The following is a 16,415-nucleotide window of genomic DNA, read 5'->3' as shown; positions in this document are numbered from 1 at the left end:
TTTATTTTCTCAATTATTTGCTTATTGCGCAACTATTTCGCAGTGAATATACGTAAATAATTGCTCGTATGACAGGCTCGCGAGGTTCGGTGTTTGTAATATCTGTTCATATTGCTCCAATACCTGATATTGAATAGGTGTAAACATCGCCAGTTGCGACCACTGTTGAAACTCATCATAGTGTGCGTGTCGATGTAATTTTCGCCAGACGACAAATAATAGCTGCCAATCAAACGGGTGCATATTAAAGCAAAAGGCATTCGGGATGTACACCCCAATATAAAAGGGTGTATACGCTACACCGCCAAAATGGTCGTACGCCAGTCGTAATATTCGGTGATGTACACCTTGTGTATTAAAACGCCTACTATGTTCTAAATAACGTTCGCGGTGCTGACGTTGAGTGTCAATCGTTTCAAGATAGATGGCTAACGGAATTGCTGCTGGCGTGTAAAATGGAAAGGTTTGTGCCTGAAGGGGGATTTGTTGTACGTAGCATAAAAATTTCGTCTTACTTACTTGTATGCAGGATGTGTAGTAGTAAAACATTTGTTGCTCTGGTTGAAATAATAATAAATAGGGATACGCATGGGCATCTTGAAAAAAATATTGTTCAAATTGTGTTAATGAAAGAACATTCCAGCCAAGCGCTGTATGCTTTGCATGTAAAATCCAAATGGGAATATAGTTTGCTGATATATAGCCATCCGTTCGCTGTTCGATAAAGGACAGCGGAATGGTACTACACTGAAATTCAATCGCATATGTTTGGTCGATGAGTACATCTGGGCGCTGCGCAATTTGTTGTATATACATTTCTAGCTGAACATCATGACAATGCTGTTGGAAAAAAGAATACAATGCCGCTTTTCCTGCCAAATGTGTCGGCGATTCGCGTTCGCTTGAAAATTGATGACAGTGCACAGATTTATGGGCAAAATGAGGAATATTTTTCCTACCAATCTTCAATGTCACAGCAGCCTGACAATCTCTACAATAAAACTGTTCCGTTCGACGTGTACGTAACTGTTCGCGTGAATAATGTAATGTACAAATTTGCGTGCCGTCCTGTTGTTGAGCTGTTAACATACACGCCCTCCTTTTTCTTTAGTGTATATGTAGGACGTTGACAGCAGCACAAATCATGCTAAATTTAAATTTTTGAGTGGAGACACGCGTATGTAGCTACGCCTGCATACAAAAAAGTGGCACGAGAAATGTTATCATTTCTCATACCACTTTCTTTTCACAAACGTTATGCGAAGTATTGTTGAACAGTTTCAATGCAGTTACCGTCCATAATCACTTCACCATATTCACGTAAATAATACGTTGACATAGCGCTTAATGTTGCAAACTCTTGGACAGTCGCAATAGCGTTAAACATATACGCTTGGTCATGCTGTCCTTTTTCAAAACTAAAGTAATACTTACCTTCATATTTATATAAAGTTGTGTGTAGGTCAAATTGTGCTAAACGTTTAGCAATACCAATAACATCATCAAACTCGCCTAACTTAAACATCGCGTAATCTTTATCTTTCAATAACTCTTGTATATCACGCATATTTCGTTGCTCGTCTTGTTCTGGTATTAACGCTTGTTCCATCATCTTTTCAAAGTTAAACGGGTCGCCTTCACTTTCTGACGAATGTCCCGAAATGTCTTCTTTTTCAGATGTGCGCGTTACAACAACTTCAATTCCCGTCTCTGCAGCATTTACATGAATCCATACAGCGCCTTCTAGCTCAAAGTCTGCTTCTTCGCCGATTTCTTCAATCATATCCCAAAACAGTTGCTCGCCTTTGCCGCGATTATACCAAATTTCCTCACGACTATAGCCGCGCTCTTCAATATCATCATATGAAATGTAAAGCTTTAAAGTGTAATCATTTACGCGTTCGATGTCCATAACAAACACATCTCCCCTCTATTCCTAAGCTCACATAATGTTTCTTAGGTTTCTACTTCTATTTTATGCTGTTTTACCGGAAAAAGAAACGACAAAGCTCTGATTTCGGTAAGATACTTGCTAGTTTAGTAGACTACTCGGTTTTTAGCAAGTAAAACGCTGTAATTAACTGAAAAATTAAATAATATAAAAAGAAACTTGTAGCGACAGAAGCGCTACAAGTTTTATATAACATATACGAGTTAACATGCTCGTATGTATAAGTTCAATTGACTAGTTTACCATACGTTGTGCTTCTTGTAATTGATACGCACGTACTTTACGTGGTAAGAAGCGGCGAATTTCGTCTTCATTGTATCCTACTTGTAGACGCTTCTCATCTAAAATGATTGGGCGACGTAATAAACCTGGATACTCTTGAATTAATTCGTATAAACGCTGTAAAGATAAACTCTCTACATCAATGTTTAATTTTTGGAAGACTTTAGATCGTGTTGAAATAATTTCATCTGTACCATCTTCTGTCATGCGCAAAATTTCTTTAATCTCACTTAACGTTAATGGCTCAGAAAAGATATTACGCTCTGTATATGGAATGTCATGTTCTTCTAACCAAGCTTTCGCTTTACGGCATGAAGTACAACTTGGTGATGTGAATAAAGTAACCATCATAACGAAACACTTCCTTTCAAAATAAGTGCAATCTATTTACCCTACTTTATAATTAATCTAAATTAAATGTAAGTTCATTATACATCAACTTTCAATTTTTGAATATATAATATTACAAAAAGCACAGACAATAATCAACTTATTTTATGCGCGTTTTCCCTTAAAAAATACATTTTTCCTACACAAAAATAGTCTTACATTAAAAACCTTGAATTTGAGAATTTTTATGTTGTTTGTTCTATACATTATTTTCCCATATTCATTATCATTTAAACGTTGTTTCCGAAATATTTTTTCTCAATTAAAATCATTAATTGAGAATCAATATCATTGTTTCGATTCCCGGACTTCTTTATTTATAGCACGTAGTTGCATCTTGGCACAAAATTCTATATAATTTTTGCAAATAACTAGAAACGATGACGAAGAAAAGTACATAAAGAGATGCGGATTGAGAGAGTCTATGGCTGCTGTAAATAGACAACGCGCTTTATCGAATGGGCTTCTGAGTTCATATGGTGAACCTTTAGTAGCTATATGCGTGTGCTCACGTTACGAGGCAAAGTGGTTAGGCAACTAACAAGCTGGGTGGTACCGCGGATTCAAACATCATTCGTCCCTTATTCGAAGGGAGCATGATGTTTTTTTATTTGCCAATTTTAAGGAGGAACTATTCATGAAAACTATTTTTTCAGGTGTACAACCAACAGGCGTCATTACATTAGGGAACTATTTAGGAGCATTCCGCCAATTCCCTGCATTCCAAGAACAAGGAAATGCCATTTACTGCATCGTTGATCAACACGCCATTACCGTACCACAGGACCGCTTAGATTTACGTAAAAATATCCGCGCACTTGCTGCAACGTATATCGCAACAGGTATTGACCCAGAAAAGGCAACATTATTCATTCAATCTGAAGTACCAGCTCACGCACAAGCAGGCTGGATTATGCAGTGTATCGCTTCAATCGGTGAATTAGAGCGTATGACACAATTTAAAGATAAATCAACGGGGAAAGAATCAGTCTCTGCGGCACTCTTAACATACCCACCGTTAATGGCTGCGGATATTTTACTATACAATGCGGATATCGTGCCTGTTGGTGAAGATCAAAAGCAGCACTTAGAATTAACACGTGATTTAGCAAACCGTTTTAACCATCGTTACGGCGATATTTTAACAATTCCTGAAGTGCAAATTCCAAAAGAAGGCGCACGTATTAAATCACTGCAAGAACCAACGAAAAAAATGAGTAAATCAGATACAAATACGAAAGCAACAATCCGCTTCTTAGATACAGCAAAAGAAATCGAGAAAAAGATTAAATCGGCGGTTACAGACTCAGAAGGTATTGTACGTTTTGACGTTGCTGAAAAGCCTGGCGTTTCAAACTTACTGACAATCGAAGCAGCTGTTAACAACGTATCGATTGATGACGTTGTCGCAAAATATGACGGTCTTGGCTACGGTGCATTTAAAGCTGGCGTTGCTGAAAGCTTAATTACACATTTAACACCGCTACAAGAACGTTATTATGAGTTAATTGATTCACCCGAACTAGACCAAATTTTAGATTTAGGTGCTGAAAAAGCAAATGCCATTGCGAATAAAACATTAAAGAAAATGGAAAACGCAATGGGCTTAGGACGCAAGCGCCGCTAATCAAAAAAACGAGGCTTCGCATCACGCGAAACCTCGTTTTTTATTGCCCATAATCCCATGCTTGCTGCGCTAAAAACGGCTGCTCCTTCACCCCATACACAAAGATCGATTGGCGTACTGTACCATTCTCGTCCAACAAATATTCATCTACCTTTTTATTCCCATCCATATACGTGACACGTAATGTATAGCCAAGACCATACGCTATTTTTTCACGTACATATTCCGTTTGCGCCGCTTCGTTTAAAAAAGCATCAATCAACGCTTCATCCGTTATGCTACGTGCCTCTCCTGTATCTCCATTAAACAAACGAATTTCTGTCACGTCAGCAGATGTCGCCGTCACATGCTGCGGCACAAAAAACGGTACGCCAAGCCATATGACACATACAACAACACCAACGCCTAACCCGATTAACCATTTTTTCATACGATACACCCCTTCGTATAGATTGTAGAAATTGTACCACAAAAAAATTCCATGTACTTCCTTATTTATAATAGACGCACAATAAAAAGAGAGGTTCTAAAAAGTTTTTTAGAACGCTCTCTTTATCAATTATTTCGGAAACGACTGTTGAAGCCACTTCTAGCAATTACGCAAATCGTTTAAATACAAGTGTAGCGTTATGCCCACCAAAGCCTAATGAATTGCTGAGTGCGTAGTCTACTTGCTGCTCACGCGCTGCATTTGCCACATAATCTAAATCACATTGTGGGTCTGGCTCTGCTAAATTCATCGTTGGCGGAATTTTCCCTTCGCGTAAAGCAAGTACCGAGAAGATTGCTTCAATACCACCTGCCGCGCCAAGTAAATGACCCGTCATTGATTTTGTTGAACTCATCGCAAGCTTATATGCATGCTCACCAAACACTGTTTTTACCGCTTGCGTTTCGTATAAGTCATTGTAGCCTGTACTTGTACCATGCGCATTAATATAACCAATTTGTGTTGGGTTGACATCGCCATCTGCAAGTGCCTGAGCCATCGCACGCGCAGCTCCCTCGCCTTCTGGTGCTGGTGCTGTAATATGATGCGCATCACCTGTTGCACCATAACCAACAATTTCTGCATAAATATCTGCACCACGCGCTACAGCATGTTCATATTCTTCTAAAATGACAATCCCTGCCCCTTCACCAATGACAAAACCATCACGATTTTTATCAAATGGACGAGAGGCTGTTGCAGGGTCTTCATTAAATGATAAAGCGGTATTTGCACAGAAACCAGCTACAGCCATTGTTGTAATTGGCGCTTCTGCACCACCTGTAATCATAACGTCTGCATCACCGCGCTCAATGACTTTAAATGCATCACCAATCGAATTTGTACCTGATGCACACGCTGTTACGCTACATGAGTTAATGCCCTTTGCGCCAAAATAAATCGATACTTGCCCTGATGCCATGTCTGGAATCATCATCGGCACGAAAAATGGGCTCACACGGCGCACACCACGATCTAAAAATGTACGGAACTGCTGTTCAAATGTTTCCATTCCACCAATACCTGAACCAATCCATACGCCGACACGATTTGCATTATCGTCATTAATTGTAAGCTTGGCATCCTCTACTGCTTCAATGGCCGCTGCTAATGCAAACTGTGTGAAGCGGTCCATTTTTCGTGCTTCCTTTTTATCAATCCATGTTTCTATCGAGAAGTCTTTCACCTCTGCGGCAACACTTACTGGGTACTGCGATGCATCTAAACGTGTTAACGGTCCGATACCGCTTTTCCCTGCAAGTACAGCTCCCCATGCTTCCTTTGCTGTATTGCCTACTGGTGTTACTGCGCCAACCCCTGTTACTACTACTCGTCGTTTCGTCATGTCTAATATCCCCCTTGTTATTGTCCCCAACGCATTGCAATTGCGCCCCATGTTAAACCGCCGCCAAAGCCGACCATTACAATAATATCATCATCTTGAATTGTTCCTTTTTCTAGCTCTTCATATAATGCTGTACCAATAGATGCAGCCGATGTATTGCCGTAACGATGAATGGTTACAGCCATCTTTTCTGCTGGCATATGTAAACGTTCACGCGCAGATTCCATAATACGAATATTCGCCTGATGCGGAATTAAAAAATTCACATCTTCTTTCGTTAAGCCCGCTTTTTCTAATACGTGTAACGATGAATCACCCATTTGGCGCACTGCAAATTTAAATACTTCACGCCCGTTCATTGCAATATGCTGTTGCGGTGTTAAATATAAATGCTTGCCGCCCGTTCCATCTGCGCCGAGTTCAAATGATAAAATACCGCGACCTTCACGTACTTTACCCATAACAACCGCACTCGCTCCGTCACCAAATAATACAGCTGTATTGCGGTCTTCCCAATCAATAAACTTTGACAGCTTTTCAGTACCGATTACTAGTACATAGTCATAAGCATTTGATTCAATAAACTGCTTTGCTGTAATAACCCCATACATAAAGCCTGCACAAGCTGCTGCTACATCCATCGCTGCCGCATGTTTTGCACCAATTTGCTCTTGTACTAAACACGCAACACTCGGAAACGTTTGCTCTTGTGATACCGTCGCAACTAAAATAAGCCCGACTTGCTCCGCTGTGATACCTGCCTTTTCCATCGCTTGTCGCGCGGCATGAACAGCCATATCGGACGCTTGCTCATCGTCAGCAGCAAAATGCCGCGCCTCGATTCCTGTTCGTGTACGAATCCACTCGTCTGATGTATCCATTATTTTTTCTAAATCACGATTTGTTACACATTTTTCAGGCACATAACTGCCCACCCCAATGATTCCTGCTAATTGTGTCATTCATGACGACCCCTTTGTAAGTAATTATTAGTACTTGGTCATAATTATAGCTCATATTTTTTGAAATTCAACAAAAATTTCATAATCTGTTCACTCGACTTTCGATAATTTTTGCCCTATACTGACGATAACTACAGCTTGACTGACGCATTTTCGACAAGAAATTTCGTCATCTTTACGCTTTATGAAAAAGGTGTTTTTCTTTCCTATATCCATATGTTATTATAGGAAAGGTGTAATATTATTACGGCATTAAATCAATAACGTTCTAGTAGAGGTGAAATTGATGCAATATATCATGACGTTTTTATGGTCATTTATCCTAGTGACGATGTTAAATTACGTAGTATCAGCGGTACTTGGCGTAACTTTTGACTTCCAAGCAGGCGCTATCGTTTCAGTTGTCTTCGCAATCTTAGTACTTGCGATTGCAGCAGTGATTCCAAGCGAACCAACACCTGACCATCATTAATTAGCAAAACCCCGTGTAGCTTTTCGCTACGCGGGGTTTTCTAATTATGCAAATTTCGCTATAAGATATAACGTTGGTTGAAGTAAAGCTGAACATAATAGCTGTAATCTAGTATGAGCTGTTCACCTTGTTTTACTAAATATATTGTGAATACCTGGGCCTTTTCCTCATCATCGTCTCTACACAATTGCTCAAGTAATGTCCGCGTCATTTATAGCACCTTCGTCCTCTATACCTGCCATCGAAAAAAGCTCAAGTACATATTGCGTACTTGAGCTCCTTTATCGCTATTTATGATACGTTGTAATATGACCATCTTGCATTGCGACAACCAGTGTGTCTCCTGCAACAACATCACCTTTTAATAATTCACGCGCAACAGCTGTTTCAATATGGCGTTGTACAAATCGACGTAGTGGACGTGCACCAAATTGTGGGTCCATGCCTTCTGTCACAACAAAATCAAGAACAGTCGGCTCTACTTCTACCGTAATTTCTTGCTCTGCCACACGTTTTACAAGCTGCTGTACATATTTTTCGGCAATCGCATGGAAATGCGTCGTCGTTAATGAATGGAATAACACAATATCATCCATACGATTTAATAACTCTGGCTTAAAGTGTAAGCGTAGCGCTTGCATCACTTTATCTTCTACTTCCGGATCGTTTGGTTGCCCTTCTAATAAGAAATGAGAGCCAATATTCGATGTTAAAATCATCACTGTATTGCTAAAATCAACGAGACGACCTTGACTATCTGTAATACGCCCATCATCTAATACTTGCAGTAAAATATTCGCAACATCTGGATGTGCCTTTTCAATTTCATCAAGCAGTACAACAGAATACGGATTACGACGAACCGACTCCGTTAGTTGACCACCTTCCTCATAACCAACATATCCTGGAGGCGCTCCGACTAATCGCGACACACTATGCTTTTCCATATACTCAGACATATCAATACGTACAAAATGGTCCTCTGAGTCAAATAACTGTGCAGCAAGCGCCTTGGCAAGCTCCGTTTTACCGACACCAGTTGGTCCTAGGAATAAAAATGAACCAATTGGCTTTGTTGGATCTTTAATGCCTGCGCGCGCACGCCACACCGCTTCTGTGACAAGCTGTACCGCGTTATCTTGTCCCACAACGCGCTCTTGTAATGTCTCTTTTAACCGCAGTAATTTTTCACGTTCTCCTTCTACAAGCTTCGTAACCGGAATACCTGTCCAACGTGCTACAATATTTGCGACTTCGTCAGCTGTTACTTCCTCACGTAAAATACGTTGCTCACCAGATGCTTCAATGTGTTGCTCTAATTCCGTAATCTCTTTTTCGAGCTTCGGTAATTGGCTATATTGCAGTTCAGCTGCACGGTTATAATCACCGCGCATTTGCGCATCCTCTGATTCACGACGTAATTTATCTAATTGTTCACGCTTTGCTTGTAGTGTTTGAATGCCTTCCTTTTCAAACTTCCATTGATTACGTAAATCTTCTGATGACTCTTTTAAATGCCCTAACTCTTGACGAAGTGCTGTTAAACGCTTTTTACTTGCGTCGTCCTTTTCTTTCGTTAATGCTTGTTCTTCAATTTCTAACTGCATGATGCGACGAGTAACCGCATCTAATTCTTGTGGCATCGAGTCAATTTCTGTTCGAATCATCGCACATGCTTCATCAATTAAATCAATCGCCTTATCGGGTAAGAAACGATCCGTAATATAACGGTCTGCTAATTGTGACGCTGCTACGATTGCACGGTCATGAATGCGTACGCCGTGGTGTAGCTCAAAACGCTCTTTTAAGCCACGTAAAATGGATACTGTATCTTCAACAGACGGCTCACGTACAAGCACTTGCTGGAAGCGTCGCTCAAGCGCTGGGTCCTTTTCAATATACATACGGTACTCATCTAATGTTGTTGCCCCGATACATTTTAATTCACCACGCGCAAGCATCGGCTTTAACATATTCCCGGCATCCATCGCACCTTCTGTTTTCCCTGCGCCGACAATCGTATGAATTTCATCAATAAATAAAATAATGCGTCCGTCCGCATCCTTCACTTCTTTTAAAACACCTTTTAAACGCTCCTCAAACTGTCCTCGGTAGCTTGCCCCTGCAATGAGTGCTGACATATCTAATTCGTACAACAGACAGTCTTTTAAGCCTTCTGGAACGTCACCTTTGACGATACGCTGTGCTAATCCTTCCACAATGGCTGTTTTACCGACACCCGGTTCGCCAATTAACACCGGGTTATTTTTCGTTTTACGCGATAAAATGCGAATCACATTGCGAATTTCTTCATCGCGCCCAATAACAGGGTCCATTTTGCCATTTTTCACTTCTTCGACTAAATTACGAGCAAATTGCTCTAACGGTTTATCTGTATCTGTTTGCTTAAATTGCATATTCAAATTCCTCCTTATAAAAGTTTGACCTTCTTTGACTAACTTGATTATAGGACCAATTTTTATTTTTTGCAAAGAAATAAACTACGATTCAATAAAAAAATGAGCCCATTTATTGGACTCATCTCGTAGAAGTGATTAGCGTACACCTAATGCCATTTTTGCATAACGGCTCATGTTGTCTTTTGACCATGCTGGTTGCCAAACGATATTTACTTCTGTATCTTTAATTTCTGGTAAATCGGCTAACGCTGTTTTTACTTGGTCAACGATTACCGGGCCTAATGGGCAACCCATAGACGTTAATGTCATCGTCACCGTTGCTAAACCTGCTTCATCTAAATCTACATCATATACTAAACCTAAGTTTACGATATCAATACCTAGCTCAGGGTCAATTACGTTTTCAAGTGCGCCCATCATGCTTTCTTTCATATCTGCATCAATCATGTGGAATTCTCCTTCCTATACTTCAATTACCTTTATCATAACAAATGTTGTGATGCGTTGCCACTTGGGTGTTTGGAAACATCAGATTTTCGAACAAACTGTTTGATTGTACGCATTTTTTGACGAATTCACTCAGCAGACGTACACTGTTATATAGAGTAAGGGGAGATTTTACATGACAGAAAAACATTTAATCGTCTTAGATTTGGACGGTACATTATTAACAAATGATAAAACCATTTCACATAAAACGAAGCAAACGATTTTCAAAGCAAAGGAAGCAGGGCATGAGGTCATGATTGCTACTGGGCGACCGTACCGTGGAAGTTCACCGTATTATGCGGAGCTTGGGTTACGTACACCGATTGTGAACTTTAACGGAGCATTTGTCCATCATCCATTGTCTTCTTCATGGCAAGGCTTCCATCGTCCGATTGATTTATCAGTCGTACATGATGTCGTTGAATCGGTACATGGCTATGAATATGAAAATTTATTGGCAGAAATTAAAGACGATGTGTATATTCATCGTGAAGATAGGTGGATGACACCACTTTATACGATGGGCGATCCAATTGTACGCATCGGAGATTTACGCCAAAACTTACGTGACAATCCAACATCACTACTTATTTCAGCGAACGACGATAATGTGCCCATCATTCGTCAGCATTTACAAGACGTACATGCAGAACTAATTGAGCATCGTCGTTGGGGCGCACCGTTCCCGTTAATTGAAATTGTGCGTAAAGGATTAAATAAAGCAGTCGGCATCGATGTTGTCGCAAAAGATATGGGCATTCCGCGCGAGCGCATTATTGCGTTTGGTGATGAAGATAATGATTTAGAAATGCTGGAATACGCTGGCATTGGGGTTGCAATGGGCAACGCGATTGACTCAGTAAAAAACATTGCCAATGAGATTACATTATCGAACGAAGAAGATGGCATCTCGGCATTTTTACAACATCGTTTACAACTAGAACGATTATAAAAGGAGTTTGTTTGTATGAGGTTATTTGCAGATAGTGGCTGTGATTTACCGCTCGCATTTTTACAAGACTACGATGTTACATTATTTCCATTGCTTGTAGATTTGAATGGCCAAACCTATAAAGATATGTTAGAAATCCGTGCGGAAGAAGTGTATGATGCGATACGTGAAGGAGCATTTCCTCATACGTATCATACGACTTATGAGGAAATGTATGACGCTTTTTTAGCGCTCGCACAAAGCGGTGAAGATGGCTTATACATTGCTGTATCAAGTGCGTTGTCAAGCATGTATGAAAATGCCTGTACTATCCGCACACAGCTACAAAAAGACTATCCACACATGCGCCTTGATATTATCGACTCGCAGTGTGCATCACTTGGATACGGTTTGTTAGTCGACAAAGCGGCGCGTATGAAAGAAGAACACGCTTCTATTTGTGATATCGTACAAGAAATCCAAAAGCGTGCTAATAATATGGTGCAACTCCTCCTTGTCGATGATTTGCGCTACTTAGCAAAAGGCGGTCGTCTTTCCAAAACAGGCGCATTTGTTGGAGAGTTACTTTCAATTATGCCCATTTTTGAAATTCAACAAGGCAAATTAATTGAATTAGAACGTGTGCGTGGACGCCAAAAAGCGATGGAACGTTTACTTGAATTGCTCGCTGAACGCACACAAAATTTGGACAAGCAAGTCGTGTGCGTTAGCCATGCAGATGATGTGCAACAAGCCGTCCAAATTAAACAGTTAATCGAGCGGCGCTTTGCAACACGCAATATTAGCATTACAATGATTGGCTCAGCAATCGGCGCACATACGGGACCAAATGCATTGGCATTATTCTCGCTTGATGAGTCGTACTATCGTTAAATGCATTCATAAAACGAAATTGGGACAAAAAGAAATATCCTTCAGCAGTTGTCATTGCTGAAGGATATTTTTCTGCATTTGGTGCTACTCCACATAGTGGCCATATTTCGCAGGAAGACAATCTGTTCGAAAACGACAAAGCCACGGCGAATAGTACATTCGTCGTGGCTTTGTGCAATTTTAGAGAAAAGTTTTATCTTTGTCTCTTGCTGTCGTCCATTATTTAATTGGCTCTTCAGCAGTTAACTCAACGTCTTCTAAACCTAAATCAGTTGTGTAGTCGATTGAGTAGTTTTTCACACGTTTGTTTACTGGCTCAAGCTCTAAACGGTTGTTCATTGGAATTACTGGTGCTTCTTCAGCCATTAATTCTTCCCAAGCAAGTAATTTTTCAGCACGGAAGTCTGCATCAAATGCTTCTGGAGAATCGATTGCTACAAGTAACTCTTGAGACTCGTCAGTTGCGAAACGAGAGAAGTTGAATGGTGCGTCATTAGAGTATAAGCCCATTGGAGATGGGTTTGTACCTGTACCCCATGCACCCATGAAGATGTCGATTTCTGGATCATCAGCTTGTACTTTATCGTAGAACGCGTTGAACTCGATTGAACGGCCTGTTGCTAATGTTACGTTTAAGCCTACATCAGCCCAGTTTTGTAACCAGAATTGCGTAATTTGCTCAGCAATATCGTCGCCAGCCATTGTCGCTAATTTGATTTCTAATGGTTGACCATTTGGATCTTCACGTAAACCATCGCCATCTGTATCCACATAACCAGCAGCATCTAATAATTCGATTGCTTTGTCTGGATCATATGTGTAACCCGGTAAATCTGGGTTGTGGAATGATGAGAATACTGGTGGGATGAATGAGTTTGCACGAGAACGTAATCCGTAGTAGTACACATCAGATACTTCTTCGATGTTTAAAGCGTAACCCATTGCTTTACGTAAATCTTTGTTTGCCATCTTCATGCTGTCGTCCATTACTACTTTACCAGCAGTCGTGTCAAACTTACCTAATTTGAAACCTAAGTAAGAGTAGTAAAGCTCTTCACGAGATAAGATTTCAATGTTTTCTAATGTTTCGATTTGGTCATATGCCGTAGCGCTGAAGCCTTTTGCTAAGTCATACTCACCGTTTTGCATCGCTACTGCGATTGATGAAGCAGAAACTACTTTTAACACTACGCTATCAAGTTTTGGTTCACCTTTCCAGTAGTGTTCGTTTTTCACGAATTCTACAGACTCACCAGGAACGATTTTGTTAATTTTGAAAGGACCTAATGTTACAGGGTTTACACGAACAGCGTCGTTTTCAACTAATTCTGCAACTGGAATATCCTTTAAGATATGTGAAGGTTCAGCATAACCCCAAATACCAGCACCGATTGATGCTAATGCAGGAGAAATCTCTTTTACTTCGATTGTCATTGTTGTTTCGTCAACTTTTTTAATACCTGAAATTGTTTCAGCAGTACCTGCGTTATACTCTTCAGCACCTACGATGTTTTTGAAGTCTGCATCGTAACGTACACCTGTGTAATCAGCGTGACCGATAATTTCGTATGGTAACATTAAGTCTTCGATTTTTAACGGCTCACCATCAGACCATTTTACGTCTTCACGGATTTTAATTGTTACTACTTTCGCTTCTTCGTCAACTTCCATTGATGCGATACCATCATTTGTTGCTAAGAAGTCACCATCTGTTTCAAAGATTGCGTTTGTTGAGAATTCCATAATATCTGCATCATAGCCATCTTCATATAGTGTCCATGAGAAAATGCCTTGGAATGGAGATTCTGCTACTAATGCAACTTTTAATGTGCCGCCTTCAATAGCGTCCTCTGCATTTGTTGTATCCGTACCGAAGTCAGCGCCTACATCAGCATTTTCTTCTGTGCTGCCACCGTCTTCTTCTGGAGTTGTTGTTTCGTTTTCCTCGTCATTACATGCTGCTAATACTAGCATTGAAGATAATGCTAATGAAGATGCTACTGCCCATTTCTTTTTCGTCATCATATTTGTTTCCTCCCTTTTAAAACTATCCACTAAAGCGTATGTTTTTTCCATTTTGCTCGTTATATATACTTAACAATGTTACGAAGTATTTAGAGATACTAAGTAATTATGATAGTACCAAAGATAAAGTTATTGCGCTACATTTTTTTACAAATTGCAACATAATAAATATTCCGTTAATTTAGGATAAAGCACTTATACGAGAAAAAGTAGTCTCGTATAAGTTTTTTATGACATATTATCCTAGACGTTGTTTTGCATCAGCAGAACGACGTAATGCTTGACCAACATAATTGATCGCTAACATTAATAATAAAATTAATAATGAGGCTGGTAACCATACCCACCATTTACTTGATAATACTAATGGGTTATTTGCATAACTTACAAGTGTACCTAGTGATGGTGTTGTCGGTGGTAAACCGAAACCTAAATATGAAAGACCTGTCTCAATACCCACATTACCCGCAAAGTTCAAAGTTAACTCTACAATAATGATAGAACTTAAGTTTGGCATAATTTTCCCAAAAATAATTTTGAAATCGCTTGTCCCTAGTGTTTTCGACGCATTTACATAGTCACGTTTACTTTCTGATAATGCTTTTGAACGTACAAGACGCGCTGTACCTGTCCATAAGAATAAACTCATAATTAAAATGAAAATTGGTACAGTGTACTTTGGTACGATTGTTACGAAAACGATAATAATCATTAATTGTGGAATTGTGATGAAGAAGTCAATAATACGCATGAACATATTATCAATCCAACCACCGAAGTAACCACATACTAAACCAATAACAACGCCGGTTACACCTGTAATCAGCGTAATCGCAATGGCAATGGCAATCGAGTTACGTGCCCCGATAATTAATTGCCCTAAAATATCACGCCCGCCTTGGTCAGCACCTAGCCAAAATGTGCTACCTGGCTCCGCAAACTTCTCACGTAAACTTACGCGCATTAATTCTGTTTGGTCAATAAACATTGCCCATACGAAAATTGTAATAATACCTACAACTAGCGCAATCAATGAGAATAACGCTACTTTATCTTTTTTAAACTCTCGAATAACTACCTGCATACCAGTAGGCGGAGAGCTTACTACTTCTTGTTTATCTTTTTTGTCTTTAGCCACTGTTTTCACCTCTCCTTAACTTTTTTAGTATGGCCTATTCAATCCTAATACGTGGGTCAACGATACTCATAATAATATCGGATAATAGACTACCTAATAATGTTAAGAAGCCGAATAGCATTACTAATGCTGTAATGACTGAATAGTCACGTGAACCAATTGACGAAATGAATAATTGTCCCATACCTGGGAAACTGAAAATCGTTTCGATGAAGATCGAACCGCCTAATAAACCTGTAATTGTGAAACCTAAGAATGCAGCAATCGGTAATAACGAGTTACGGAAAATGTGACGCGTATATACTTTGCGCATTGGAATCCCTTTACTACGTGCTGTACGTACATAATCTTGTGCTTTTGCATCAATAATTTCTGAACGTAAGAACTGAATAATTGATGTCGTACCAAGAATCGCGTACGTAATGGCTGGTAATAACATATGGTATAGCTTACTCCAGAAGTAACCCATTGTACCTGGGTCGTACTGAACGTCTACCGAACCGCCTGTCGGGAACCAGTTTAACTTGTATCCGAAGAAGTATAAGAATACTAATGCTAATACGAATGTCGGAATCGCATACGTAATAAAGCTGTAAAGAATAATTGTTTTATCAAGTGCTGAGTTATGATAACGCCCCGCTAATACACCTAGTGGAATCGCGATAATATACAGCAAAATAACTGAAACAAGTGATAGCCAGAACGTATTTAATGCACGTTCACCGATAAGCGTCGATACTTCCATCTTATACGTATAAGACTTACCGAAATCGCCTTGCAACGCATTACCAATCCAACGACCATACTGCTCATACCAAGGGTCGTTTAAGCCTGCCTTTTCACGTAATTCTTCAATACGCGCTGGGTCTGTGTCTGGCGTAATCGCACCTGTGAACGGATCACCCGGCATAAATTGTGCCATGACGAAAATTAATAAACTAAGAACAAAAAGCTGAGGAATCATTACTAGGAATCGTCTTAATATCGTTTTCCACATAA

General features: G+C 39.9%; 15 protein-coding genes and 1 other annotated feature. Of the genes, 4 read left to right on the top strand and 11 right to left on the bottom strand.

From position 1 onward, the window contains the following. Positions 1 to 21 precede the first annotated feature (21 nt). The 3 genes from A6M13_RS03755 to spxA form a co-directional block, all read right to left on the bottom strand. The gene (locus A6M13_RS03755) at positions 22 to 1,089 is read right to left on the bottom strand and encodes a competence protein CoiA (protein ID WP_066542984.1); all 1,068 of its coding nucleotides are present in this window, start codon (positions 1,087 to 1,089) and stop codon (positions 22 to 24) included. Between the two features lie 166 nt (positions 1,090 to 1,255). Further along, positions 1,256 to 1,912 (bottom strand): adaptor protein MecA, encoded by a 657-nt coding sequence (locus tag A6M13_RS03750; RefSeq protein WP_066542983.1) that lies wholly within the window; start codon positions 1,910 to 1,912, stop codon positions 1,256 to 1,258. Positions 1,913 to 2,185: 273 nt separating this feature from the next. Continuing rightward, positions 2,186 to 2,581, bottom strand: a complete 396-nt coding sequence (gene spxA / locus A6M13_RS03745) for a transcriptional regulator SpxA (RefSeq protein ID WP_066543669.1) — start codon at positions 2,579 to 2,581, stop codon at positions 2,186 to 2,188. A 413-nt stretch (positions 2,582 to 2,994) separates the two neighbouring features. Continuing rightward, positions 2,995 to 3,208: a binding site (T-box leader), on the top strand. A gap of 52 nt (positions 3,209 to 3,260) precedes the next feature. Here spxA and trpS point away from each other — a divergent pair. Further along, complete coding sequence (trpS, locus tag A6M13_RS03740) at positions 3,261 to 4,250, top strand: tryptophan--tRNA ligase (RefSeq protein ID WP_066542981.1); 990 nt, start codon at positions 3,261 to 3,263, stop codon at positions 4,248 to 4,250. 40 nt (positions 4,251 to 4,290) lie between these two features. Here the strand turns inward: trpS and A6M13_RS03735 are convergent, their stop codons facing one another. The 3 genes from A6M13_RS03735 to A6M13_RS03725 all read right to left on the bottom strand — a co-directional run bounded on the left by A6M13_RS03735 (position 4,291) and on the right by A6M13_RS03725 (position 7,047). Then, a complete protein-coding gene (locus tag A6M13_RS03735) occupies positions 4,291 to 4,680 on the bottom strand; it encodes a hypothetical protein (RefSeq protein ID WP_066542977.1) in 390 nt (129 codons plus the stop codon). A gap of 166 nt (positions 4,681 to 4,846) precedes the next feature. Next, on the bottom strand, positions 4,847 to 6,085 hold the full coding sequence (fabF, locus tag A6M13_RS03730; protein ID WP_066542976.1) for a beta-ketoacyl-ACP synthase II: 1,239 nt from the start codon (positions 6,083 to 6,085) through the stop codon (positions 4,847 to 4,849). A gap of 17 nt (positions 6,086 to 6,102) precedes the next feature. Then, on the bottom strand, positions 6,103 to 7,047 hold the full coding sequence (locus A6M13_RS03725; protein WP_066542975.1) for a beta-ketoacyl-ACP synthase III: 945 nt from the start codon (positions 7,045 to 7,047) through the stop codon (positions 6,103 to 6,105). 286 nt (positions 7,048 to 7,333) lie between these two features. Between A6M13_RS03725 and A6M13_RS03720 the strand changes: the two genes are divergently transcribed. Next, entirely contained in the window at positions 7,334 to 7,519 is a 186-nt protein-coding gene (locus A6M13_RS03720) for a YjzD family protein (protein ID WP_066542974.1), read from the top strand. Positions 7,520 to 7,806: 287 nt separating this feature from the next. Here the strand turns inward: A6M13_RS03720 and A6M13_RS03715 are convergent, their stop codons facing one another. Together A6M13_RS03715 and A6M13_RS03710 are read right to left on the bottom strand one after the other, a co-directional pair. Continuing rightward, the gene (locus tag A6M13_RS03715) at positions 7,807 to 9,936 is read right to left on the bottom strand and encodes an ATP-dependent Clp protease ATP-binding subunit (RefSeq protein ID WP_066542970.1); all 2,130 of its coding nucleotides are present in this window, start codon (positions 9,934 to 9,936) and stop codon (positions 7,807 to 7,809) included. A 138-nt stretch (positions 9,937 to 10,074) separates the two neighbouring features. Continuing rightward, positions 10,075 to 10,386, bottom strand: a complete 312-nt coding sequence (locus tag A6M13_RS03710) for a metal-sulfur cluster assembly factor (RefSeq protein WP_425393907.1) — start codon at positions 10,384 to 10,386, stop codon at positions 10,075 to 10,077. A 175-nt stretch (positions 10,387 to 10,561) separates the two neighbouring features. On the opposite strand from A6M13_RS03710, the gene A6M13_RS03705 reads away from it, so the two are divergent. Both A6M13_RS03705 and A6M13_RS03700 read left to right on the top strand, forming a co-directional pair. Next, entirely contained in the window at positions 10,562 to 11,380 is an 819-nt protein-coding gene (locus A6M13_RS03705) for a Cof-type HAD-IIB family hydrolase (RefSeq protein WP_066542968.1), read from the top strand. 15 nt (positions 11,381 to 11,395) lie between these two features. Then, a complete protein-coding gene (locus A6M13_RS03700; RefSeq protein WP_066542964.1) occupies positions 11,396 to 12,253 on the top strand; it encodes a DegV family protein in 858 nt (285 codons plus the stop codon). A 219-nt stretch (positions 12,254 to 12,472) separates the two neighbouring features. Here the strand turns inward: A6M13_RS03700 and A6M13_RS03695 are convergent, their stop codons facing one another. The 3 genes from A6M13_RS03695 to opp4B form a co-directional block, all read right to left on the bottom strand. Beyond that, the gene (locus tag A6M13_RS03695; RefSeq protein WP_066543667.1) at positions 12,473 to 14,275 is read right to left on the bottom strand and encodes an oligopeptide ABC transporter substrate-binding protein; all 1,803 of its coding nucleotides are present in this window, start codon (positions 14,273 to 14,275) and stop codon (positions 12,473 to 12,475) included. Between the two features lie 241 nt (positions 14,276 to 14,516). Next, positions 14,517 to 15,362 (bottom strand): ABC transporter permease, encoded by an 846-nt coding sequence (locus A6M13_RS03690; protein ID WP_066543666.1) that lies wholly within the window; start codon positions 15,360 to 15,362, stop codon positions 14,517 to 14,519. 88 nt (positions 15,363 to 15,450) lie between these two features. Then, entirely contained in the window at positions 15,451 to 16,413 is a 963-nt protein-coding gene (gene opp4B / locus A6M13_RS03685; protein ID WP_066542962.1) for an oligopeptide ABC transporter permease, read from the bottom strand. Positions 16,414 to 16,415: the final 2 nt, after the last annotated feature.

The sequence above is a fragment of the Caryophanon tenue genome (assembly GCF_001700315.1).
Classification (GTDB): domain Bacteria; phylum Bacillota; class Bacilli; order Bacillales_A; family Planococcaceae; genus Caryophanon; species Caryophanon tenue.
Note: the sequence above shows the minus strand (reverse complement) of the source record. Positions and strands in the feature narration are given on the sequence as shown.

Excerpts from the sequence above, each read along its gene's own strand:
- opp4B (WP_066542962.1), bottom strand. The coding sequence starts at position 16,413 with ATGTGGAAAACGATATTAAGACGATTCCTAGTAATGATTCCTCAGCTT.
- A6M13_RS03695 (WP_066543667.1), bottom strand. The coding sequence starts at position 14,275 with ATGACGAAAAAGAAATGGGCAGTAGCATCTTCATTAGCATTATCTTCA.
- A6M13_RS03700 (WP_066542964.1), top strand. The coding sequence starts at position 11,396 with ATGAGGTTATTTGCAGATAGTGGCTGTGATTTACCGCTCGCATTTTTA.
- trpS (WP_066542981.1), top strand. The coding sequence starts at position 3,261 with ATGAAAACTATTTTTTCAGGTGTACAACCAACAGGCGTCATTACATTA.
- A6M13_RS03725 (WP_066542975.1), bottom strand. The coding sequence starts at position 7,047 with ATGACACAATTAGCAGGAATCATTGGGGTGGGCAGTTATGTGCCTGAA.
- spxA (WP_066543669.1), bottom strand. The coding sequence starts at position 2,581 with ATGGTTACTTTATTCACATCACCAAGTTGTACTTCATGCCGTAAAGCG.
- A6M13_RS03715 (WP_066542970.1), bottom strand. The coding sequence starts at position 9,936 with ATGCAATTTAAGCAAACAGATACAGATAAACCGTTAGAGCAATTTGCT.
- A6M13_RS03705 (WP_066542968.1), top strand. The coding sequence starts at position 10,562 with ATGACAGAAAAACATTTAATCGTCTTAGATTTGGACGGTACATTATTA.
- A6M13_RS03710 (WP_425393907.1), bottom strand. The coding sequence starts at position 10,386 with ATGATTGATGCAGATATGAAAGAAAGCATGATGGGCGCACTTGAAAAC.
- fabF (WP_066542976.1), bottom strand. The coding sequence starts at position 6,085 with ATGACGAAACGACGAGTAGTAGTAACAGGGGTTGGCGCAGTAACACCA.
- A6M13_RS03690 (WP_066543666.1), bottom strand. The coding sequence starts at position 15,362 with ATGCAGGTAGTTATTCGAGAGTTTAAAAAAGATAAAGTAGCGTTATTC.
- A6M13_RS03755 (WP_066542984.1), bottom strand. The coding sequence starts at position 1,089 with ATGTTAACAGCTCAACAACAGGACGGCACGCAAATTTGTACATTACAT.
- A6M13_RS03720 (WP_066542974.1), top strand. The coding sequence starts at position 7,334 with ATGCAATATATCATGACGTTTTTATGGTCATTTATCCTAGTGACGATG.
- A6M13_RS03750 (WP_066542983.1), bottom strand. The coding sequence starts at position 1,912 with ATGGACATCGAACGCGTAAATGATTACACTTTAAAGCTTTACATTTCA.
- A6M13_RS03735 (WP_066542977.1), bottom strand. The coding sequence starts at position 4,680 with ATGAAAAAATGGTTAATCGGGTTAGGCGTTGGTGTTGTTGTATGTGTC.